This is a genomic window from Pantoea sp. YR525, assembly GCF_900116775.1.
In the GTDB taxonomy this organism is placed as follows: Bacteria; Pseudomonadota; Gammaproteobacteria; order Enterobacterales; family Enterobacteriaceae; genus Pantoea; species Pantoea symbiotica.
Genome location: NZ_FPBU01000008.1, coordinates 226,695 through 248,232, shown reverse-complemented (window position 1 = coordinate 248,232; position 21,538 = coordinate 226,695). Strand labels below are relative to the sequence as shown.

The window sequence follows — 21,538 nt, the reverse complement described above, 5'->3', positions numbered from 1 at the left end:
TATTGGTGCGGAGCGGCTCGCAAAAAAGAAACTTTTTTGTTTCATTGCGTTAACAATTCGCTATGTTAATCACTATCCTGCGTGCAGTTGCGCTATGGGATAACTAAAAAAGCAGCACGAAATACACACAACATCACAATCTGCGCAGTTTATGTTCTGCGCGACATCCATACGAAGGAGTTGGAACATGCAGATACGCAAAGTGGCATTATCTCTTTTGCTGTTGGGAGCAGCAGCGGGAGCGGCCCAGGCGGAAGATCTCACTGGTACCCTGAAAAAAATCAATGATAGCGGCGTTATCGTCGTTGGGCATCGTGAATCATCAGTTCCCTTTTCTTACTATGACAACCAGCAAAAAGTGGTTGGCTATTCACAGGATTATTCAAACGCCATCATCGCGGCTATCAAAGCCAAACTGAATAAGCCTGATTTGCAGATCAAAATGCTGCCGATTACCTCGCAGAACCGTATTCCACTGTTGCAGAACGGGACTTACGATTTTGAGTGCGGTTCTACCACCAACAACCTGGAGCGCCAGAAGCAAGCGGCATTCTCTGACACCGTGTTCATCATCGGTACGCGTCTGCTGGTGAAAAAAGGCGGCGACATCAAAGATTTCCCAGATCTGAAGGGCAAAACCGTTGTCGTGACCTCCGGTACCACTTCTGAAGTTCTGCTGCACAAGCTGAACGACGAGCAGAAAATGGATATGCGCATCATCAGCGCGAAAGACCATGGCGATTCTTTCCGTACGCTGGAAACCGGTCGTGCTGTGGCCTTCATGATGGATGACGCGTTGCTGGCGGGTGAACGTGCCAAAGCCAAGAAGCCAGACAACTGGGACATCGTGGGTACTGCGCAGTCGAAAGAAGCTTACGGCTGCATGCTGCGCAATCAGGATCCACAGTTCAAACAGCTGATGGATGAAACCATTGCTAAAGCGCAGACCTCTGGCGAAGCCTCAAAATGGTTTGAAACCTGGTTCAAACAGCCGATTCCACCAAAGAATCTGAACCTGAACTTCGAACTCTCAAGCGATATGCAGGCCCTGTTCAAAGCACCGAACGACAAAGCACTCTGAATTAACAACGACAACAAGGGCAGCCCCGCTGCCCTCTCGATTGCTGAACATGCGGTGCGGACAGACAGACTGTAACAGGCCGTTCCCCTGAAGCAGGATGCAAGACACCGCTCAACAATCTTATGGGTAGCCTCGCTACCCTTTTTTTACCGGAGCTCGTTATGGGTATCGATTGGAACTGGGGCATTTTTCTTGAACAGGCCCCGTTCGGCAATACGACTTACCTCGGCTGGCTGTGGTCCGGTTTTCAGGTCACCATTGCGGTGTCCTGCTGCGCCTGGATTATCGCTTTCCTGGTAGGTTCCTTATTTGGCATTCTGCGTACCGTGCCCAACCGCCTGCTGGCGGCGATTGGCACTTGCTACGTGGAACTGTTCCGTAATATCCCGCTGATTGTGCAGTTCTTCTTCTGGTATCTGGTCGCGCCAGAACTGGTCGGCGAAAAGCTGGGGATGTGGTTTAAGTCGGAGCTGGATCCGAACATTCAGTTCTTCCTCTCTTCCACTATCTGTCTGGGCTTGTTCACCGCTGCGCGCGTCTGTGAACAGGTGCGCGCAGCGATTCAGTCGCTGCCACGTGGTCAGAAAAATGCAGGCTTAGCGATGGGTCTGACGCTGCCGCAAACCTATCGCTATGTACTGCTACCGAATGCGTATCGCGTGATTGTGCCGCCGATGACTTCGGAAATGCTTAACCTGGTGAAGAACTCGGCGATCGCCTCGACCATCGGTTTGGTGGATATGGCCGCGCAGGCCGGCAAGCTGCTGGATTACTCCGCGCATGCCTATGAATCCTTTACCGCCATCACTCTGGCGTACGTCGGCATTAACCTGGTGATCATGCTGATTATGAGTGTGGTAGAACGCAAAATTCGCCTGCCTGGCAATATGGGAGGCAAATAATGTACGAGTTTGACTGGAGTTCGATTGTTCCCAGCCTGCCTTACTTATGGAATGGGTTAATCATCACCTTCAAGATCACCGCGATTGCCGTGGTGTTTGGCATTATCTGGGGCACGATTTTGGCGGTGATGCGTTTGTCGCCGATCGCGCCGGTGCGCTGGTTTGCCAAGCTGTACGTCAACCTGTTCCGCTCCGTACCCTTGGTGATGGTGCTGCTGTGGTTTTATCTGGTTGTGCCCGCGTTCCTGCAGCAGGTGCTGGGCTTATCGCCTAAATCGGATATCCGCCTGATTTCCGCCATGGTGGCATTTGCGCTCTTTGAAGCGGCGTACTATTCGGAAATCATCCGTGCCGGTATTCAGAGCATCTCACGTGGGCAATCCAATGCCGCGTTGGCGCTCGGCATGACGCACTGGCAATCGATGAAACTCATCGTGCTGCCGCAGGCGTTCCGCGCCATGGTGCCGCTGCTGCTGACGCAGGGCATCGTGCTGTTCCAGGATACCTCGCTGGTCTATGTACTGAGCCTGGCTGATTTCTTCCGCACCGCGTCAACCATTGGTGAGCGTGACGGAACCCAGGTTGAAATGATTTTGTTTGCTGGTCTGGTCTACTTCGTGATCAGCCTGAGCGCTTCGCTGTTGGTTACCTATCTGAAAAGAAAGAGGACGGTTTAAATGATTAGCCTGAAAAATGTTTCAAAGTGGTATGGGCACTTTCAGGTGCTGACCGACTGCTCCACCGAAGTGAAAAAAGGTGAAGTGGTGGTGGTCTGCGGTCCGTCTGGCTCAGGTAAATCAACGCTGATTAAAACCGTGAACGGCCTGGAGCCGATTCAAAAGGGCAGCATTCAGGTGACCGGCACCGAAGTGAACAACAAAAAAACCAACCTTGCTCAACTGCGCAGCAAAGTCGGCATGGTGTTCCAGCACTTTGAGCTGTTCCCGCATCTCAGCATCATTGAGAACCTGACGCTGGCGCAGGTTAAAGTGCTGAAGCGTGATAAAGCAGCCTCGCGTGAGAAAGCACAAGGCCTGCTAAAACGCGTTGGGCTCTCTGCGCACGCGGATAAGTTTCCTGGCCAGCTTTCTGGTGGACAGCAGCAGCGCGTGGCAATCGCGCGTGCGTTGTGTATGGATCCGGTGGCGATGCTGTTTGATGAGCCGACGTCAGCGCTTGACCCTGAAATGATCAACGAAGTATTGGACGTGATGGTTGAGCTGGCGAATGAAGGCATGACCATGATGGTGGTGACGCATGAGATGGGCTTTGCGCGCAAAGTCGCCAACCGCGTGATCTTTATGGATGAAGGGAAAATTATCGAAGACACCAATAAGGATGACTTCTTTAACAACCCGCAATCCGATCGTGCCAAAGACTTCCTGGCGAAGATTCTGCACTGATTCAATATCCTCAAGCCAGGTGCGCATTAATGCGCACCCTACAAAATCACCTCACTTTTGTAGGGTCGTCATTAATGACGACCTGGCTACCTTTCATCAGGGTTCAAACGGCTGACGCTGGAACTGATCGTGCCCACACTCCGGGCAGCGCGTTAAGCTCTCTGGCGTATAAATCGCCCGCGTGAAGCCGCACTTCTCACAAACTAAATTCCCCAGGCCGACCACTTCGCCGCTCTGGTAAACGCCGTGATGGCGCAAATCCTGAAACACCTCACGCCACTCCAACTGACTTTTATCGGTGATATCCGCCAGTTCTTTCCATAGGCTTTCGCGGATTACGCGCAAAAACACCGAATCGCCAACCACATCAGAAGACTCCTGATAGCTCAGCGCAAACTCGTGTAAATCACGGCGCACGGCACGCATTACTTCATTCACCTCGGCGAGTGACAGCGTTTTTTTCGCCAGCAAACTTTGCCGCGCTTCGGCCACCAGCGCATCAACATCGCGCTCGCCATGATCCAATCGCTGGGATAATGCTTCAATCGTTGCACGGTATTCCTGCGCCACGTTATTCATTTTGTTCTCCTTTCCGCTGCAGATACTGCTGTTAAGTTTAGCGGTTTTGTCACAATTGCATGGGCAGCAACCGGAGAAATCACAAAAGGGTGAAAGCGGCGGCGCATTCGGCAGAAATCCGGCCTGCGAGGGCGTGAAAAGTTGTTGAGGCGCAGCCTTATGGGTATGCTATGCGGATCTAAAAGTATGCTTAGCGATTTTCACAAAGGACCACAGGCAGCCATGCAAGAGCAATACCGCCCGGAAGAGATAGAATCCCGCGTCCAACAGCACTGGGACGAAAACGAAACCTTTAAAGTGACCGAGCAGGAAGGCAAAGAGAAATATTACTGCCTTTCGATGCTGCCCTATCCTTCTGGCCGCCTGCACATGGGTCACGTGCGTAACTACACCATTGGCGATGTGATTGCGCGCTACCAGCGTATGCTCGGCAAAAACGTCCTGCAGCCGATTGGCTGGGATGCATTTGGTTTGCCAGCCGAAGGCGCTGCGGTGAAAAACAACACCGCGCCTGCACCGTGGACCTACGACAACATCGCCTACATGAAGAACCAGCTGAAATTGCTGGGCTTTGGCTACGACTGGAGCCGCGAACTGGCGACCTGCCAGCCAGAATACTATCGCTGGGAACAGTGGTTCTTCACCAAGCTGTATGAAAAAGACATGGTCTATAAAAAGACCTCGGCGGTGAACTGGTGCCCGAACGATCAGACCGTACTGGCCAACGAACAGGTTATTGACGGCTGCTGCTGGCGCTGCGATACCAAAGTTGAGCGCAAAGAGATCCCACAGTGGTTCGTTAAAATCACCGCCTACGCGGAAGAGCTGCTCAACGATCTCGATAAGCTGGAAGATTGGCCGGAGCAGGTCAAAACCATGCAGCGCAACTGGATTGGCCGTTCTGAAGGTGTGGAAATCACCTTTGACGTTGCCAACAGCGCTGAGAAGCTGACCGTTTACACCACCCGTCCAGACACCTTTATGGGCGCTACTTATGTAGCAGTAGCTGCAGGTCATCCACTGGCGCAGCAAGCTGCTGCCACTAATCCTGCACTAGCTGAATTTATCGACGAATGCCGCACTACCAAAGTTGCCGAAGCTGATATGGCAACGATGGAGAAGAAAGGCGTGGCCACCGGCCTGTTTGCTATCCATCCGCTGACCGGTGAAGAGATTCCTGTGTGGGTCGCTAACTTCGTATTAATGGAGTACGGCACCGGTGCGGTAATGGCTGTTCCAGGCCACGACCAGCGTGACTGGGAGTTCGCCACCAAATACAACCTGAACATCAAGCCAGTTATCCTGAATCTTGACGGTTCAGAACCGGATGTAAGTGCTGCAGCAATGACCGACAAAGGCGCGCTGTTCAACTCAGGTGAATACAACGGTCTGGATCATCAGGCGGGCTTCAACGCCATCGCCGATGCGCTGGCAGCTAAAGGCGTGGGCGAGCGTAAAGTGAATTACCGTCTGCGCGACTGGGGCGTTTCCCGTCAGCGTTACTGGGGCGCACCAATCCCAATGGTGACGCTGGAAGATGGCACCGTAATGCCAACGCCAGAAGATCAGTTGCCGGTTATCCTGCCAGAAGACGTAGTGATGGACGGTATCACCAGCCCAATCAAAGCCGATCCTGAGTGGGCCAAAACCACCGTTAACGGCCAGCCTGCGCTGCGTGAAACCGACACCTTCGACACCTTTATGGAGTCATCCTGGTACTACGCGCGCTATACCTGCGCCAACTATCATGAAGGCATGCTGGATCCGGCGGCGGCGAACTACTGGCTGCCGGTCGATCAGTATGTTGGCGGTATCGAACACGCCATCATGCACCTGATGTATTTCCGCTTCTATCACAAGCTGCTGCGTGATGCTGGCCTGGTGAACTCTGATGAGCCAGCCAAACGCCTGCTGTGTCAGGGCATGGTACTGGCTGATGCGTTCTACTACCTCGGCGTGAACGGCGAGCGCAACTGGGTTTCCCCGGTTGACGTCACCGTTGAGCGCGACGAGAAAGGCCGCATTATTAAAGCCATCGACAACGAAGGTCGTGAAGTGGTTTACGCCGGCATGAGCAAAATGTCGAAGTCGAAAAACAACGGCATCGATCCACAGCTGATGGTTGAGCGTTACGGTGCAGATACCGTGCGTCTGTTCATGATGTTTGCTTCGCCAGCAGAGATGACGCTGGAGTGGCAGGAATCGGGCGTTGAAGGTGCCAACCGCTTCCTGAAGCGCGTATGGAAACTGGCTTACGAACACATTGCCAAAGGCGCGACCGTGGCGCTGGACGTCAACAGCCTGAATGACGATCAGAAAGCGCTGCGTCGCGATTTGCACAAAACCATCGCCAAAGTGGCCGATGACGTGGGTCGTCGTCAGACGTTCAACACCGCCATCGCTGCCATCATGGAGCTGATGAACAAGCTGATCCGTGCCCCGCAGGAGAGCGAGCAAGATCGCGCGCTGCTGCAGGAAGCGCTGGTCGCTGTGACGCGTCTGCTCTATCCGTTCACCCCGCACGCCAGCTATGTGTTGTGGCAAGCGCTGGGCGGCGAAGGGAGCATTGACGAAGCCAGCTGGCCGGTAGCCGATGAAGCGGCCATGGTAGAAGATTCGCTGCTGGTAGTGGTGCAGGTGAATGGCAAAGTGCGCGGCAAGATTACCGTTGCGACGGATGCCACGCAGGAGCAGGTGCAGGCGCGTGCTGCGCAGGAGCATTTGGTGGCGAAATATCTGGATGGCGTCACCATTCGTAAAGTGATTTATGTCCCTGGCAAACTGCTTAACCTGGTCGTAGGTTAAGTTCAGGAGGAACTGTGCGACAACTGATTATCAGGCTGTTTGTCCTGCTTGCGGTATTGATTACCGCAGGCTGTGGTTTCCACCCGCGCGGCACCACTTCGGTGCCGAGTGAGATGAAAACCCTAATCGTCCAGAGCGGCGATCCCTATGGCCCACTGGCACGAGCTGTGCGTCAGCAGCTGCGCATCAACAATGTCACCATCATTGAAGACAGCAAAGCGGCCAGTGCCAAATACCCAACGCTGCGTTTAGGGGCTGAAGGCCAGGGACGTGATACCGCATCGGTGTTCATCAGCGGTACAACCGCGGAATACTCACTGGTGATGACGGTCACTGCACAGGTTCTGCTGCCGGGTAAAGGTATCTACCCAATCAGCACCACTGTGTATCGTTCTTTCTTCGACAACCCGAACGCCGCACTGGCGAAGGATGCCGAACAGGATATGATCGTGCAGGAGATGCGTCAGCGCGCGTCCGAGCAGTTAGTACGTAAACTGCTGACCGTGCATGCCGCGCAGGAAAGCAACAAAGATACCTTGCCGCAGCCTGAGACGATTGCACCGGGACAGAACTCACCGGAAGTGTCCTCTTCGTCAGCCACCAGTCTGCAATGATCAGGATTTATCCTGAACAACTGAGCGCGCAGCTTCGAGAGGGGCTGCGCGCCTGTTATTTTCTCACCGGTAATGAACCTCTGCTGATTCAGGAAAGCGCGGATGCGATCCGTGCTACCGCGAGCGCACAGGGCTTTGAAGAGCACTTCAGCGTCACCCTTGATGCGCAAACGGATTGGGATGCGATCTTCGTCAGTTGCCAATCGCTTAGCCTGTTTACCCAACGCCAAACTCTGACGCTGCAACTGCCTGAAAACGGTCCAAACGCCGCTATCGCCGAGCAGTTGGTGAAACTCTCTACGCTGCTGCACAGCGATATTTTGCTGGTGCTGCGCATGGCGAAACTGACCAAAGCACAGGAGAACAGCGCCTGGTTCAAAGCGCTGAGCGCGCAAGCGGTGTTGGTACCGTGTCAGACGCCTGAACAGGCACAGCTGCCGCGCTGGGTGGCGAGTCGCGCCAAAGCGATGAAGTTGAGCGTCGATGATGCAGCAATCCAGCTGCTTTGCTACTGCTACGAAGGGAATCTGCTGGCGCTGTCGCAGGCGCTGGAACGCTTATCGCTGTTGTGGCCGGATGGTAAATTGACGCTGCCGCGCGTCGAGGCCGCTGTCAACGATGCCGCGCACTTTACGCCATTCCATTGGGTCGATGCGCTGCTGGCGGGAAAAAGTAAACGCGCCCTGCACATCCTGCATCAGCTGGAGAAAGAGGACAGCGAAGCGGTGATTCTGCTGCGCACGCTGCAACGCGATTTGCTCACGCTGCTGCATCTGCAACGTAATCAGGCGAAACAAGCGCTGCGCACGCTGATGGATCAGCAGCGTATCTGGCAAAACCGTCGCGCGCTGTTTACCGAAGCATTACAGCGCCTTGATGCGCAGCGTTTACAGCGTGCGGTGCATTTGCTGGCAGAGCTGGAACTCAGCATGAAGCAGGATTACGGACAAAACCTGTGGCCGCAGCTGGAAACGCTGTCGCTGCTGCTGTGTCACCGCGATTTCCCACTGAGCTTTACCGATGTCTAAACTCTACGCCCTGTTTGGCGGCACCTTCGATCCGATTCACTACGGTCATCTCCGCCCGGTAGAAGCGCTGGCCCAGCAAGTGGGTTTGAAAAAGGTCACATTGCTACCCAACAACGTGCCGCCGCATCGCCCGCAGCCGGAAGCCAGTGCGCAACAGCGCGTTGAGATGCTGCGCTGTGCCATCGCCGATCGCCCGCTTTTTGATATCGATACGCGTGAACTGGAGCGTGCAACGCCGTCCTGGACGGTGGCTACGCTGGAAGCACTACGTGCGGAACGCGGCACAGAACAGCCCCTCGGGTTTATCATCGGCCAGGATTCTCTGCTAACGTTAGCCAAATGGCATCGCTGGCAAGATTTGCTGTCGCTGTGTCATTTGCTGGTATGTAAGCGTCCGGGTTACGCCACCCAGATGGAAACGCCTGAGATGCAGCAGTGGCTTGATGAGCATCTCGCCGATGATGTGCAGCAACTTCATCACGCGCCAGTGGGACACATCTGGCTGGCAGATACGCCGCTGCTCGATATTTCCGCCACCGAAATCCGTCAGCGCCGCCATGCGGGAATCTCCTGCGCGGATTTATTGCCAGATGCAGTGATCGGCTACATCGATAGCGTTGGCTTATATCGCAGCTAAAGGCAGCATGCTATACTGCGCCGCTTCATTTTCGGCTACCTTTCTCGCATCGTTAGCCCGTCCGTAATCACCTGTTTTTAAGGGGAACCTTTTGCAAGGTAAAGCACTCCAAGAGTTCGTTATTGATAAGATTGATGATCTCAAAGGCCAAGACATCATTGCTATTGATGTTCAGGGCAAATCCAGCATCACCGATTGCATGATTATTTGCACCGGCACTTCAACACGTCACGTCGCTTCTATCGCCGATCATGTGGTGCAGGAATCGCGCACTGCCGGCCTTAAGCCGCTGGGTGTTGACAGCAAAACCGCCTCCGATTGGGTGGTCGTTGACCTGGGTGACGTGATTGTGCACGTGATGGAAGCAGAGAGCCGCCAGCTGTACGAGCTGGAAAAACTCTGGAGCTAAGACGTGAAACTGCAGCTTGTAGCCGTCGGCACTAAAATGCCCGACTGGGTTCAGACCGGTTTCATGGAGTATCTGCGCCGCTTCCCGAAAGATATGCCGTTTGAACTGATCGAAGTGACTGCCGGCAAACGCGGCAAGAACGCCGACATCAAACGCATTCTGGAAAAAGAAGGTGAAGCGATGCTGGCCGCCGTGGGTAAAGGCAATCGTATTGTCACGCTGGATATCCCCGGACAGCCGTGGGAAACCCCACAGCTGGCGCAGCAACTTGAACGCTGGAAACTGGATGGCCGCGATGTCAGCCTGTTGATCGGCGGTCCGGAAGGACTGGCGCCCGCGTGCAAGGCCGCTGCCGAACAAAGCTGGTCACTGTCAGCGCTCACGTTGCCACATCCGCTGGTGCGTGTGCTGGTAGCGGAAAGCCTGTATCGTGCGTGGAGCATCACCACGAATCATCCTTATCATCGTGAATAAACGCCTGACAACCCCAGACAATAAATGTAGCGGATGAAATTACAGAGCAACGCCTTTCGCGATTACACTGCCGAACAGAAACTTTTTGTCCGCCGAGCATTGGTGGCTTTTGTTGGCATTCTGCTGCTCTCCAGCATTCTGGTGGTCAATATGTACCACCTGCAAATTCTGCGCTTTGACGACTACAGCACCCGTTCGAATGAAAACCGCATCAAGCTGGTGCCGGTGGCGCCGAGTCGCGGCATTATTTTTGATCGTAACGGCGTGCCGCTGGCGTTAAATCGCACCATCTATCAGGCCGAACTGATGCCGGAAAAGGTCGAAAACCTGAAGCAGACCTTACAGGATCTGCGTCCGGTGCTGGATCTGACCGACGACGATATCGATGCGTTTGAAAAAGAGCGCAAACGCTCACGCCGCTTTACCTCGATTCCGGTCAAAATCGGTTTAAACGAGGTGCAGGTAGCGCGTTTTGCCGTCAATCAATACCGTTTTCCTGGCGTGGAAGTAAAAGGCTATCAGCGCCGCTACTATCCTTACGGCCAGACGCTGACGCACGTGGTGGGCTACGTCTCCAAAATTAACGATCGCGATGTCACGCGCCTCGATCAGGAAGGCAAATGGCCAAACTATGCGGCCACACATGATATCGGCAAGCTCGGCATCGAAAACTATTACGAAGATGTGCTGCACGGCAAAACCGGCTATGAAGAGGTTGAAGTTAACAACCGTGGCCGCGTCATCCGTCAGCTGCACGAGCAGTCTCCGCAGGCCGGACGCGATATCTATCTGACGGTTGACCTCAAGCTGCAGCAATACATCGAAACCTTGCTGACCGGCAGCCGCGCGGCGGTGGTGGTGAGCGATCCGCGCACCGGCGAAATCCTTGCGCTGGTGTCAACGCCGAGCTATGACCCGAACCTGTTTGTCGACGGCATCTCCAGCAAAGATTACAAAGCGCTGTTAAGCGACGAAAACCGTCCGCTGTATAACCGTGCGCTGCAAGCCTCCTATCCACCGGCTTCTACGGTGAAACCTTACGTTGCCGTGTCGGCGCTGAGCGCAGGCGTAATCAACCGCAACACTAGCCTGTTTGATCCCGGTTGGTGGCAACTGCCCGGCTCAGAAAAGCGCTATCGTGACTGGAAAAAATGGGGCCACGGACGCCTGAACGTCACCAAATCGCTGGAAGAATCGGCGGATACCTTCTTCTATCAGGTCGCCTACGATATGGGCATCGATCGCCTGTCAGAGTGGATGACCAAGTTTGGTTACGGCCATCGCACCGGCATTGACCTGCCGCAGGAGAGCGCGGGCAACATGCCAACGCGCGAGTGGAAGCTGAAGCGCTTTAAGAAGCCGTGGTATCAGGGTGACACCATTCCGGTTGGTATCGGCCAGGGTTACTGGACCGCGACGCCGATTCAGATGAACAAAGCGATGATGATTCTGATTAACGACGGCGTGATCAAGGTGCCGCACTTGCTGCGCGCCACGCGTGAAGGCCAAACCATGGTGCCCTATCGCCAGCCGCCGGATGCACCGATTGGCGACATTCACTCAGGCTACTGGGAAATTGCCAAAGACGGCATGTATGGCGTCGCGAACCGCGCCAACGGTACGGCACACAAGAGTTTTGCCGATGCGCCCTACAAAATCGCCGCCAAATCCGGTACCGCACAGGTTTACGGTCTGAAAGAAAATGAAGTCTATAACGCGCACAAGATTGCAGAGCGTCTGCGCGACCATAAATTAATGACCGCTTACGCGCCGTACGATAAGCCGCGCGTGGCCGTCACCATGATTCTGGAAAACGGCGGCGCAGGTCCGGCTGTCGGCACCGTGATGCGCCAGATTCTCGACCACATTATGTTAGGCGACAATAATACCGTGCTGCCAGAAGCCGTACCAACGCCGCCCGGCTATGAAGGTGAATAACAATGTCCATGAACGATAGTCCGCAGAAAAGATCGATCTGGACGCGCATCCATATCGACCCGCTGTTTATGCTGATCATTCTCAGCTTGCTGACCTACAGCGCCATCGTCATCTGGAGCGCCAGCGGACAGGATCCCGGCATGACCGAGCGTAAGTTCGGGCAGATCGCTATGGGAATCGTCATCATGCTAGTGCTGGCGCAGGTACCGCCGCGCGTCTATGAAAGCTGGGCGCCCTATCTCTATATTGTCTGCGTGATATTACTGATCGCGGTGGATGCATTTGGCCACATCAGTAAAGGCGCGCAGCGCTGGCTCGATCTTGGTTTTGTGCGCTTCCAGCCCTCGGAGATCGCCAAGATTGCCGTGCCGCTGATGGTGGCGCGCTTTATTAACCGCGATGTCTGTCCGCCGACGCTGAAAAACACCGGCATCGCGCTGGTGCTGATTTTCATGCCAACGCTGCTGGTGGCGGCACAGCCTGACCTGGGTACGTCGATTCTGATCGCCGCTTCCGGTCTGTTTGTGCTGTTTTTATCCGGTATGAGCTGGAAACTGATTGGTATCGCCGTGCTGCTGGTGGCGGCCTTTATCCCGATTTTGTGGTTCTTCCTGATGCACGATTATCAGCGCGACCGCGTGATGATGCTGCTCGACCCGGAAAGCGATCCGCTTGGTGCCGGTTATCACATCATCCAGTCGAAGATTGCTATCGGTTCCGGTGGCCTGCGCGGCAAAGGCTGGCTGCACGGCACCCAATCGCAGCTGGAATTCCTACCTGAGCGTCATACCGACTTTATTTTTGCCGTGTTAGCGGAAGAACTCGGCCTGGTTGGTGTGTTGTTATTACTGGTACTCTATTTGCTACTGATCATGCGCGGACTGATTATTGCTGCGCGCGCGCAAACCACCTTTGGTCGCGTGATGGCGGGCGGTTTGATGCTGATTTTATTCGTTTATGTTTTCGTTAACATTGGCATGGTAAGTGGTATCTTACCGGTGGTTGGCGTACCGCTGCCGCTGGTGAGCTACGGCGGATCGGCATTAATTGTGTTAATGGCTGGATTTGGCATTGTGATGTCGATCCATACTCATCGAAAAATGTTATCTAAAAGCGTTTAAGAGGCTGCACATGCGTAAGGACTGGCTTGGGGTTGCACTGGCATCATTGGTACTGGCTGCCTGTTCCACACCGGAACCGCAGAATAATACTGCGCCACCGCAACCGGCCTATAACGGCCCGGTAGTGGAAATTCCTGGCGTGGAACCACGCTATGAACCGATCAATCCTTCCACCAGCCAGGATTACAGCGTCAACGGTAAAAACTACCGCGTGATCAAAGATCCCTCGAACTACAGCGAAGTGGGTTTAGCCACCTGGTACGGTGACGAAGCGCAGGGGAATCGCACTGCTATCGGTGAATCTTACGATCCGGAAGCCATGACCGCCGCGCATCCTACGCTACCGCTGCCGAGCTATGTGCGCGTCACTAACCTCGCCAACGGTCGCCAGATTGTGGTGCGCGTTAACGATCGCGGTCCTTATACGCCAGGCCGCATTATCGACCTGTCGCGTGCGGCAGGCGATCGCCTGAATATCTCTAACAATACTCGCGTGCGCGTTGATTACATCAAAGTGGCGCCGGATGGCTCAGTTTCTGGTCCCGGCACCATCGGTACCACCGTCGCCAAACAGAGCTACGCCCTGCCCGCACGTCCGGATCTCGGCGGCGGCATGGTGATGATGGGCGGCAGCGCCAATGCTGCGCCAGCGCCTGCACCGCAAGATGTGCGCGCGGTAGATAACAGCACCTTGCAAAGCAGTGACAGCTTGGGTGCGCCAGTTCAGAGCAGCGGCTTTCTCGGCGCACCGCAGCCGTTAGCCACGGGTGTGCTGGAAGGCAGCGAGCCGGTTGCCGCGCCAGCAGCACCAACCTCTTCCGCGCCATCCGCAGCAGCAGCGCCTGCCAGCAGCCAGAATGCCCATGCCGGCAGCGGTTATGTGGTGCAGGTTGGCGCGATTAACGATCCAGTGCGTGCACGTCAGCTGGCGGAAAGCCTGGGTAAACGTTTTGGCGTACCGGGCGCCGTTGAAGCCAATGGCAACGTCTATCGCATTCAGTTAGGTGGCTATCAAAGCCGTGCCGAAGCCGCCGCCTTGCAGCAGCGTCTGAACACTGAAGCGCAAATGAGCTCATTTATTACCACTGCCCGTCCATCGATGTAACGGACAGTGGCATTTCCTGCTGAAACTGATTTGCAAAGCAAGATGTCGCCCGATCGGGCGTTTGCTATAGTTAGGCACTTTTTTCACTCTAAACCCACGGATGTTGTAGTCCTGAACATGAATACGCTGAAACCTTCTCGTTTTCTGAAACGCCTGACAGTGGGATCACTGGTCGCCCTTTCTCTCAGCCATGCCGCTTTTGCGGACGATGTTAACCTTAAGACTATGATTCCGGGCGTACCGGACATTGATGCTGAAGCTTATGTGCTGATCGACTATAACTCCGGCAAAGTGCTGGCCGAAAAGAACGCGGATGCACGCCGCGATCCAGCAAGTTTGACCAAAATGATGACCAGCTACGTGATTGGTCAGGCGGTCAAAGCGGGCAAAATCCATAACGATGACATCGTGACCGTGGGCAAAGATGCCTGGGCAACCGGTAATCCGGTATTCAAAGGTTCATCCCTGATGTTCCTGAAACCAGGCGATCGTGTACCGGTTTCTCAGCTGACGCGCGGCATCGTGCTGCAATCAGGTAACGACGCTTGTGTGGCGATGGCGGATTATGTTGCCGGCAGCCAGGACGCGTTCGTTAACCTGATGAACAACTACGTTGGCGCACTGGGCCTGAAAAACACCCACTTCCAGACCGTGCACGGTTTGGATGCCGAAGGCCAATACAGCTCGCCGCGCGATATGGCGTTGATCGGCCAGGCGCTGATCCGTGACGTGCCAGATGAGTACGCGGTTTACCGTGAAAAAGATTTCACCTTTAACAACATAAAGCAGACTAACCGTAATGGTTTGCTGTGGGATACCAGCCTGAACGTGGATGGCATCAAAACCGGTCATACGGACGCAGCGGGCTACAACCTGGTTGCCTCTGCAACTGAAGGCCAGATGCGTTTGATCTCCGCAGTGATGGGCGGCCGTACTTATAAAGGCCGTGAAACCGAGAGCAAGAAATTGCTGACGTGGGGCTTCCGCTTCTTCGAAACCGTGGCACCGCTGAAAGCAGGCAAAGAGTTTGCGTCTGAGCCCGTGTGGTTCGGTGACAGCGATCGTGTTCAGCTGGGCGTGGAAAAAGATGCCTATCTGACCATCCCGCGTGGCCGCATGAAAGACCTGAAAGCCAGCTACGTGCTGAACAACACTGAACTGCACGCACCGCTGCAGAAAAATCAGGTGGTTGGCAGCATCAACTTCCAGCTGGATGGTAAAACCGTTGAACAGCGTCCGCTGGTGGTGCTGAACGAAGTGAAAGAAGGCGGTTTCTTCGGCCGCATCATCGATTACATCAAACTGATGTTCCACCACTGGTTTGGCTAAGGCGCGCTTGAAAAAACGCCAATTTGCCCCCAAATAAGCTACTATCTTTGCTCCCGCCTCGGCGGGAGCCTGTTTTTTTAAGCACCGGAGTCAATGTATGAAAACCAAATTGAATGAACTGCTCGAATTCCCTACGCCTTTCACCTACAAAGTGATGGGTTTGGCGCAACCGGAGCTGGTTGATCAAGTGGTTGAAGTGGTGCAGCGCCACGCGCCAGGCGATTACAAACCGGACGTTAAGCCAAGCAGCAAAGGCAATTATCACTCGGTTTCCATTACCATTATCGCCACCCACATTGAGCAGGTTGAAACCCTGTACGAAGAGCTGGGCAACATCGAAATCGTGCGTATGGTGTTGTAATTCTGGCGCTGGCAAAGTTCGCTTTGCCAGCGTTATACTCTGCCTTCCACTCTTTACCGGATCTCTGCTTTGTCAGCTAATACGCTTCTTGTTCGTCAACTCGGCCAGCGCGATTGGCAACCCATCTCCGATGCGATGCATCACTTTACCGATCAACGCGACAGCAACACCGCCGATGAAATCTGGCTGGTGGAACATCATCCAGTGTTTACCCAAGGTCAGGCAGGTAAAGCCGAACATCTGCTGATGCCGGGCGATATTCCGGTGGTACAAAGCGATCGCGGCGGCCAGGTTACCTATCACGGCCCCGGCCAACAGGTGATGTATGTGCTGATCGACGTGAAACGTCGCAAGATGGGCGTACGCGAGTTGGTGACGGCACTGGAAGAAACGGTGATCGCCACGCTGGCCGACTATGACATCAGCGCGCGTGCGCGACCGGATGCGCCAGGCGTGTACGTGGGCGATGACAAGATTTGCTCGCTGGGGCTGCGCATCCGTAAAGGCTGCTCGTTTCACGGCCTGGCGCTGAATGTGGCGATGGATCTCGCGCCCTTTCTGCGCATCAATCCCTGCGGATATGCCGGGATGCAGATGACGCAGCTCAGCCAGCTGCAGCCGGGCGTCACGCCCGCCGATGTACAGCCGCGTCTGGTGCAGCATTTCGCCCGTTTAAGCGGATTTACCCAACTGGAATGGCAAAGTGATGCTGCAGTCTGACCTTGACTGTACGTGCGCATTTACAAAATTGTAACTTTTGCACTGGCTAATCGGCTGCTTATGAACAGACGAGATGATATAATTTTTGCCATATTTTCAAAAAAAGTTGAAAGCCTGGTTCTCAGTTTGAGTGAGGAAGCTTTCAAATCGCAATCCCGACCGGAACCTGCAGATTTATGAGTAAACCAATTCAGATGGAACGTGGCGTCAAGTATCGCGATGCCGACAAAATGGCGCTGATCCCGGTGAAAACCGTGATGGTTGAGCGTGAAGAAATTCTGCGTAAGCCGGAATGGATGAAGATCAAACTGCCTGCAGACTCCAGCCGCATTCAGGGCATCAAAGCCGCGATGCGTAAAAACGGTCTGCACTCGGTGTGTGAAGAAGCCTCCTGCCCTAACCTTGCCGAGTGTTTTAACCACGGCACCGCGACCTTTATGATCCTCGGCGCGATCTGTACCCGCCGCTGCCCATTCTGCGACGTGGCGCATGGTCGTCCGAATATGCCTGACGCTAACGAACCGCTGAAACTGGCACAAACCATCGCCGATATGGCGTTGCGTTATGTGGTGATTACTTCGGTGGACCGCGATGACCTGCGCGACGGCGGTGCTCAGCACTTTGCTGACTGCATCAGCGCGATTCGCGAAAAAAGCCCTACCATCAAAATTGAAACGCTGGTGCCGGACTTCCGTGGTCGTATGGATCGCGCCCTGGAAATTCTCACCGCAACGCCACCGGATGTGTTTAACCACAATCTGGAAAACGTGCCGCGCGTTTACCGTCAGGTTCGTCCGGGCGCCAACTACGATTGGTCACTGAAGCTGCTGGAGCGTTTCAAAGAAGCGCATCCGGATATCCCGACAAAATCGGGTTTGATGGTAGGCCTGGGCGAAACCAATGCCGAAATCGTAGAAGTGATGCGCGATCTGCGTCGCCACGGCGTCACCATGCTGACGCTGGGGCAATATCTGCAGCCAAGCCGTCACCACTTGCCGGTACAGCGCTACGTTAGCCCAGCCGAGTTTGATGAGATGAAAGAGGAAGCGATGGCGATGGGCTTCACCCATGCCGCCTGCGGCCCGTTTGTGCGCTCGTCTTATCATGCTGATATGCAGGCCAAAGGTCTGGAAGTTAAGTAATATTCCTCGCGATTGCGTTCTTAATAGGGCGCAATCGCAAAAATCTCCTTAAAAGTCTTAATCCTTGTCTTAAATCTGTCGCTTTAACCGCTGAGGGCATAAGAGCCTATTTCTTTTTCTCAGTGTATTTTTTTGAAGGTCAGATAATGCAAACATCCTTTCATATAGATGTGCTCGATGCTTCCCGAGTACCCGATGTGTCAGGTCAATCCTCGGGTTCGCGGCAATACAGTGCATCTGAAGAGAGTCTGGATGCGCTGAAAGCGCGTACCACTCCGATCGACAACACCAATCCGTATGTTTCACCCCATGCTTCATGTGCACATGCGTTTTTAGCAACCGCCATTAGCATTGAACATCGCTATGATGAAATCCATCTACAGTTACCGGTTCGCCTTGACGCTTCTCATGCTGCTGTCCCCTTAATTTCTCAGACAACGCCGGAGAAATCAGAAGAGGTGTCTTATGTTGCGGGTTTACAAATTGAATATCCGATATTTCATTCAGAGCCTGAAATCCACTGGAACTTCGATCTGCTTGACGGCGCAAACATTCCCCCCCTTTCTTCCTTTGAATTGTCTCACGTCAGTCTGCAAACATCTGAGATTGAAATAGCTGATTTAGCGGAACTCAATATCATAACCACCGAAATTGCTGCGGTTTTGCTTCCCCTCGCACAAAACGCAATGGAAATGGTCGATATGGAGCTGATGGATTTGGTGATGCAAGAGGATGCAGAGCCGATGGCAATGTTACCCATGTTATCTATCGAAGAGGTGCTTGAGGGTGGATCAATTCAAAACGAATTATCCGCACCTGAATCATGGCAGTATGCTGCGATTGAAGAAAGGGAGACGATCGAGGACGTTAATATCGTCTGGCATTAATTCCAAAACAAAAACCAGACTGGCGACAGTCTGGTTTTTTATCAACGTAATAAATATTTACACTTATTGACGTTCGGCGCAGAGATTACTCTTTGTGGCTGACACGTTCAGCAGGCGCTTCTTCAGCGCTGCTTTTGGATGCGCCGGATTCATCATCTTTCATGGCTTTCTTGAAGCCTTTGATTGCGGAACCCAGATCGCCACCCAGTGAACGTAACTTGTTGGTGCCAAAAAGCAGTACGATGAGCGCACCGATGATCAGCAGTTTGGCAATACTGATACCTTCCATAATTTACCTTTCAACCAATGTGAAAAACGGACCTGACTATTAACGCGCAGTTTATAAACGGCCTCAACTGCAATCTGTAACAGAGTGAGACCGCCCGCCTAAATAAAGCGGCTGAGAAACGCCTGCGTGCGCGGATGCTGCGGATTACCAATCACCTGCTCGGGACTGCCTTGCTCCACCACCACGCCACCATCCATAAACACCACGCGATCGGCCGCCTCACGCGCGAAACCAATTTCATGGGTCACCACAATCATGGTCAGCCCTTGGTCGGCTAAGGTGCGCATGGTGGCCAGCACTTCGCCGACTAACTCCGGATCGAGTGCCGAAGTCGGTTCATCGAACAGCATCAGCGCCGGTTTAATCGCCAGCGCACGCGCAATCGCCACACGCTGCTGCTGACCACCTGACAGATGACGCGGCCAGGCATCAGCTTTATCACTCAATCCCACGGTCGCCAACAGTTCACAGGCATGCTTGAGCGCGTCCTGCCGCGCAAATTTGTGCACACCAATCGGCGCTTCAATGATGTTTTGTAGCACCGTCATATGCGGATAGAGATTGAACTGCTGAAACACCATGCCGATTTTCTGACGCTGATGAGCAATTTTACGCGCCGACAGGCGATGCAAAATACCGCGCTTCAGCTCATAACCTATCTGGTCGTCTCCCACCATAATCGAACCGGCATTCATGTCTTCCAGATGATTAATGCAGCGCAAAAAGGTAGATTTACCCGAGCCCGATGGTCCGAGAATCACTACCACTTCACCCGGAAACACATCGAGATCGATGCCTTTTAGCACTTCGTTATCGCCATAACTCTTCTGCACATTCCGCGCTCGCACCAGCGGCTGAACTTCACTCATACATCCTCCTTCAGACGATGCGCGACGGCTGGCGCGGCTTCGTTAGCGGCAACACGACGTTTGTTCACCACCGTGCGGGTGGTGCCGCGTGCGTAGTAACGCTCGATAGCGGACTGACCCACGTTGAGAATCGAGGTGATAAACAGATACCAGATCACCGCGACCATCAGCATCGGGATAATTTCAAAGGTGCGGTTATATACGGCCTGCACCGAGTACAACAGATCGCCCATGGCGATCACACTCACCAGCGACGTCGCTTTGATCATGCTGATCAACTGGTTGCCGGTTGGCGGAATGATCGAGCGCATCGCCTGCGGAATGATCACTCGTCGCAGCGCACGGCTGCGGCTCATGCCAAATGCCTGCGTGGTTTCAACCTGACCGTTATCCACTGACAGCAAGCCGGCGCGAATGATCTCGGCCATATAGGCTGCTTCATTGAGCGCCAGCCCGGCAATCGCCGCGGTCAATGGTGTAATCAGATCGTTGGTATTCCAGCTGGCAAAGGTGATATCCATCCACGGGATAGTGATCGAGATCGTGGGAAACAGTGTCGAGAGGTTGTACCAAAAGATCAGCTGCACCAGCAGCGGCGTACCACGGAAAAACCAGATGTAGAGCGACGACAAGCCGCTCAACAATTTGTTTTCCGAAAGACGCCACACGCCCAGCAACAGCCCCAGCAGCGTGCCGAGAATCATCGACACCACCGTCAAGCCGAGCGTAACCTGCAGGCCTTTCATCACCGAACCTTCGGTGAACCATTGCAGCACCACGTTCCACTCAAAATTGGGGTTGGTCGCCACCAGCCAGAGGAAGTTCGCGGCAATAACCAGCACCAAAATCCATGAGATCCAGCGCCCATACGTGGGCGCACTGCGGGCAAAAGCCACATCGCGCTGCTGCACGTCGGCCTTATCCCTGGCTCGCGAATTGTTGGTGACCGGACTCATTTTGCTGCCCCTTGCGCCAGGTTACGTCCCGGTTGCTGCAACACGTTACCGTCTAACTTCCACTTCTTCATGATGGCCGCGTAGGTGCCGTTACTGAACAGCTCTTTGTAAGCATCCAGCACTACGTTGCCCAGCTCCGATCCTTTCGGTACCACGGTGCCCTGGAAAATGTCGCCAAAGCCGTTTTTCTTGCCTTTGCCCGCCAGCTCCAGCTGACCATTAGCCTGTTCGATGAAGTAAGTCAGCGGCGCCTGCGACGAGAAGAAGGCATCGGAACGTTTTGAGCGTACGGCTAAAATCGACGACGGCTGATCGGTGAAGGATTGCACCACCACCGCCGGTTTACCCGCCGCGACACAGGCATCGGACTGCTTGCGAATCACCTGTTCCGCTGAACCCGCCGCCATCACCGCAATGCGTTTACCGCAGGTATCTTCCAGACCGTTAATCTTGGATGGATTGCCTTTCTGTACGCCAAACACCACGAACTCTTGCACGAAGTCGATAAAATCGACCTTCTGTTGACGATCCGGATAATCCCCAATCGGCCCAATCGCCATCTGGTAGCGGCCAGAATTAATGCCGGTAAGCACACCTGATAAACCGCTGACGGTGGCATGTTCAATCTTCACGCCCAGCAATTGTGCCAGCGCTTCGGTGAGATCGGCGGAGGCACCATCCATTGAGTGCGGACCATTAACGATCTCGTACGGAGGAAAGGAACCGTTGTTCACCGAGATCATTTTGCCGCTGCTTTTAATCTCTGCTGGCAAACGATCGTGCAGTGCCTGATCCACTTTTTGCGCAGGAATAGCGTCGGCCGCCTGAGCCAAGCAGGCCGTCAGGCCCAATGAAAGCGCTATGGCGGTAGTAAGAATTTTCATCAGTC

The 21,538-nt window shown here is 54.2% G+C and carries 23 protein-coding genes; 18 read left to right on the top strand and 5 right to left on the bottom strand.

Annotated features, from left to right (window positions below):
* Positions 1-187: 187 nt before the first annotated feature.
* From BM323_RS17745 to BM323_RS17730, 4 genes are all read left to right on the top strand, one after another.
* On the top strand, positions 188-1,081 hold the full coding sequence (locus BM323_RS17745; protein WP_008103657.1) for a glutamate/aspartate ABC transporter substrate-binding protein: 894 nt from the start codon (positions 188-190) through the stop codon (positions 1,079-1,081).
* A 161-nt stretch (positions 1,082-1,242) separates the two neighbouring features.
* On the top strand, positions 1,243-1,983 hold the full coding sequence (locus tag BM323_RS17740) for an amino acid ABC transporter permease (RefSeq protein ID WP_008103659.1): 741 nt from the start codon (positions 1,243-1,245) through the stop codon (positions 1,981-1,983).
* Entirely contained in the window at positions 1,983-2,660 is a 678-nt protein-coding gene (gltK, locus tag BM323_RS17735; RefSeq protein ID WP_007890689.1) for a glutamate/aspartate ABC transporter permease GltK, read from the top strand. Before BM323_RS17740 ends, gltK begins: the two co-directional genes overlap by 1 nt.
* Positions 2,661-3,386 (top strand): amino acid ABC transporter ATP-binding protein, encoded by a 726-nt coding sequence (locus BM323_RS17730; RefSeq protein WP_008103661.1) that lies wholly within the window; start codon positions 2,661-2,663, stop codon positions 3,384-3,386. It begins immediately after the preceding gene.
* 96 nt (positions 3,387-3,482) lie between these two features.
* Here the strand turns inward: BM323_RS17730 and BM323_RS17725 are convergent, their stop codons facing one another.
* A complete protein-coding gene (locus BM323_RS17725; RefSeq protein ID WP_008103663.1) occupies positions 3,483-3,965 on the bottom strand; it encodes a zinc ribbon-containing protein in 483 nt (160 codons plus the stop codon).
* Between the two features lie 222 nt (positions 3,966-4,187).
* Here BM323_RS17725 and leuS point away from each other — a divergent pair, with 222 nt between their 5' ends.
* The 14 genes from leuS to BM323_RS24395 all read left to right on the top strand — a co-directional run bounded on the left by leuS (position 4,188) and on the right by BM323_RS24395 (position 18,535).
* Positions 4,188-6,770, top strand: a complete 2,583-nt coding sequence (gene leuS, locus BM323_RS17720) for a leucine--tRNA ligase (protein WP_036648255.1) — start codon at positions 4,188-4,190, stop codon at positions 6,768-6,770.
* 14 nt (positions 6,771-6,784) lie between these two features.
* Positions 6,785-7,384 (top strand): LPS assembly lipoprotein LptE, encoded by a 600-nt coding sequence (gene lptE / locus BM323_RS17715; protein ID WP_008103668.1) that lies wholly within the window; start codon positions 6,785-6,787, stop codon positions 7,382-7,384.
* Positions 7,381-8,412, top strand: a complete 1,032-nt coding sequence (holA, locus tag BM323_RS17710; protein WP_008103670.1) for a DNA polymerase III subunit delta — start codon at positions 7,381-7,383, stop codon at positions 8,410-8,412. Before lptE ends, holA begins: the two co-directional genes overlap by 4 nt.
* Positions 8,405-9,049, top strand: coding sequence for a nicotinate-nucleotide adenylyltransferase (gene nadD, locus BM323_RS17705; protein ID WP_008103672.1), 645 nt, complete (start codon positions 8,405-8,407; stop codon positions 9,047-9,049). The genes holA and nadD overlap by 8 nt, the downstream gene beginning before the upstream one ends.
* A 91-nt stretch (positions 9,050-9,140) precedes the next feature.
* Positions 9,141-9,458, top strand: a complete 318-nt coding sequence (rsfS, locus tag BM323_RS17700; RefSeq protein ID WP_008103673.1) for a ribosome silencing factor — start codon at positions 9,141-9,143, stop codon at positions 9,456-9,458.
* Positions 9,459-9,461: 3 nt separating this feature from the next.
* Positions 9,462-9,932: a 23S rRNA (pseudouridine(1915)-N(3))-methyltransferase RlmH gene (gene rlmH, locus BM323_RS17695; protein ID WP_008103678.1), complete on the top strand. Its 471-nt coding sequence runs from the start codon at positions 9,462-9,464 to the stop codon at positions 9,930-9,932.
* 33 nt (positions 9,933-9,965) lie between these two features.
* Positions 9,966-11,870 (top strand): peptidoglycan DD-transpeptidase MrdA, encoded by a 1,905-nt coding sequence (mrdA, locus tag BM323_RS17690; RefSeq protein WP_008103683.1) that lies wholly within the window; start codon positions 9,966-9,968, stop codon positions 11,868-11,870.
* Positions 11,871-11,878: 8 nt separating this feature from the next.
* A complete protein-coding gene (gene mrdB, locus BM323_RS17685) occupies positions 11,879-12,991 on the top strand; it encodes a peptidoglycan glycosyltransferase MrdB (RefSeq protein ID WP_036648258.1) in 1,113 nt (370 codons plus the stop codon).
* A 10-nt stretch (positions 12,992-13,001) separates the two neighbouring features.
* The gene (gene rlpA / locus BM323_RS17680) at positions 13,002-14,096 is read left to right on the top strand and encodes an endolytic peptidoglycan transglycosylase RlpA (protein ID WP_008103687.1); all 1,095 of its coding nucleotides are present in this window, start codon (positions 13,002-13,004) and stop codon (positions 14,094-14,096) included.
* A gap of 117 nt (positions 14,097-14,213) precedes the next feature.
* The gene (dacA, locus tag BM323_RS17675; RefSeq protein WP_008103689.1) at positions 14,214-15,425 is read left to right on the top strand and encodes a D-alanyl-D-alanine carboxypeptidase DacA; all 1,212 of its coding nucleotides are present in this window, start codon (positions 14,214-14,216) and stop codon (positions 15,423-15,425) included.
* Positions 15,426-15,522: 97 nt separating this feature from the next.
* Positions 15,523-15,786, top strand: coding sequence for a DUF493 family protein YbeD (gene ybeD / locus BM323_RS17670; RefSeq protein ID WP_008103691.1), 264 nt, complete (start codon positions 15,523-15,525; stop codon positions 15,784-15,786).
* Positions 15,787-15,855: 69 nt separating this feature from the next.
* Positions 15,856-16,506: a lipoyl(octanoyl) transferase LipB gene (gene lipB, locus BM323_RS17665; protein WP_008103694.1), complete on the top strand. Its 651-nt coding sequence runs from the start codon at positions 15,856-15,858 to the stop codon at positions 16,504-16,506.
* Positions 16,507-16,682: 176 nt separating this feature from the next.
* Positions 16,683-17,648 (top strand): lipoyl synthase, encoded by a 966-nt coding sequence (gene lipA / locus BM323_RS17660; RefSeq protein ID WP_008103696.1) that lies wholly within the window; start codon positions 16,683-16,685, stop codon positions 17,646-17,648.
* 146 nt (positions 17,649-17,794) lie between these two features.
* A complete protein-coding gene (locus tag BM323_RS24395; RefSeq protein ID WP_008103698.1) occupies positions 17,795-18,535 on the top strand; it encodes a hypothetical protein in 741 nt (246 codons plus the stop codon).
* 85 nt (positions 18,536-18,620) lie between these two features.
* Here BM323_RS24395 and tatE read toward each other — a convergent pair whose 3' ends face one another.
* From tatE to BM323_RS17635, 4 genes are all read right to left on the bottom strand, one after another.
* Complete coding sequence (gene tatE / locus BM323_RS17650) at positions 18,621-18,824, bottom strand: twin-arginine translocase subunit TatE (RefSeq protein ID WP_008103699.1); 204 nt, start codon at positions 18,822-18,824, stop codon at positions 18,621-18,623.
* A gap of 98 nt (positions 18,825-18,922) precedes the next feature.
* The gene (locus BM323_RS17645; RefSeq protein WP_008103701.1) at positions 18,923-19,693 is read right to left on the bottom strand and encodes an amino acid ABC transporter ATP-binding protein; all 771 of its coding nucleotides are present in this window, start codon (positions 19,691-19,693) and stop codon (positions 18,923-18,925) included.
* Positions 19,690-20,649 (bottom strand): amino acid ABC transporter permease, encoded by a 960-nt coding sequence (locus BM323_RS17640; RefSeq protein WP_008103703.1) that lies wholly within the window; start codon positions 20,647-20,649, stop codon positions 19,690-19,692. Before BM323_RS17640 ends, BM323_RS17645 begins: the two co-directional genes overlap by 4 nt.
* Complete coding sequence (locus tag BM323_RS17635; protein WP_008103705.1) at positions 20,646-21,533, bottom strand: ABC transporter substrate-binding protein; 888 nt, start codon at positions 21,531-21,533, stop codon at positions 20,646-20,648. The genes BM323_RS17640 and BM323_RS17635 overlap by 4 nt, the downstream gene beginning before the upstream one ends.
* Between the last annotated feature and the right edge of the window lie 5 nt (positions 21,534-21,538).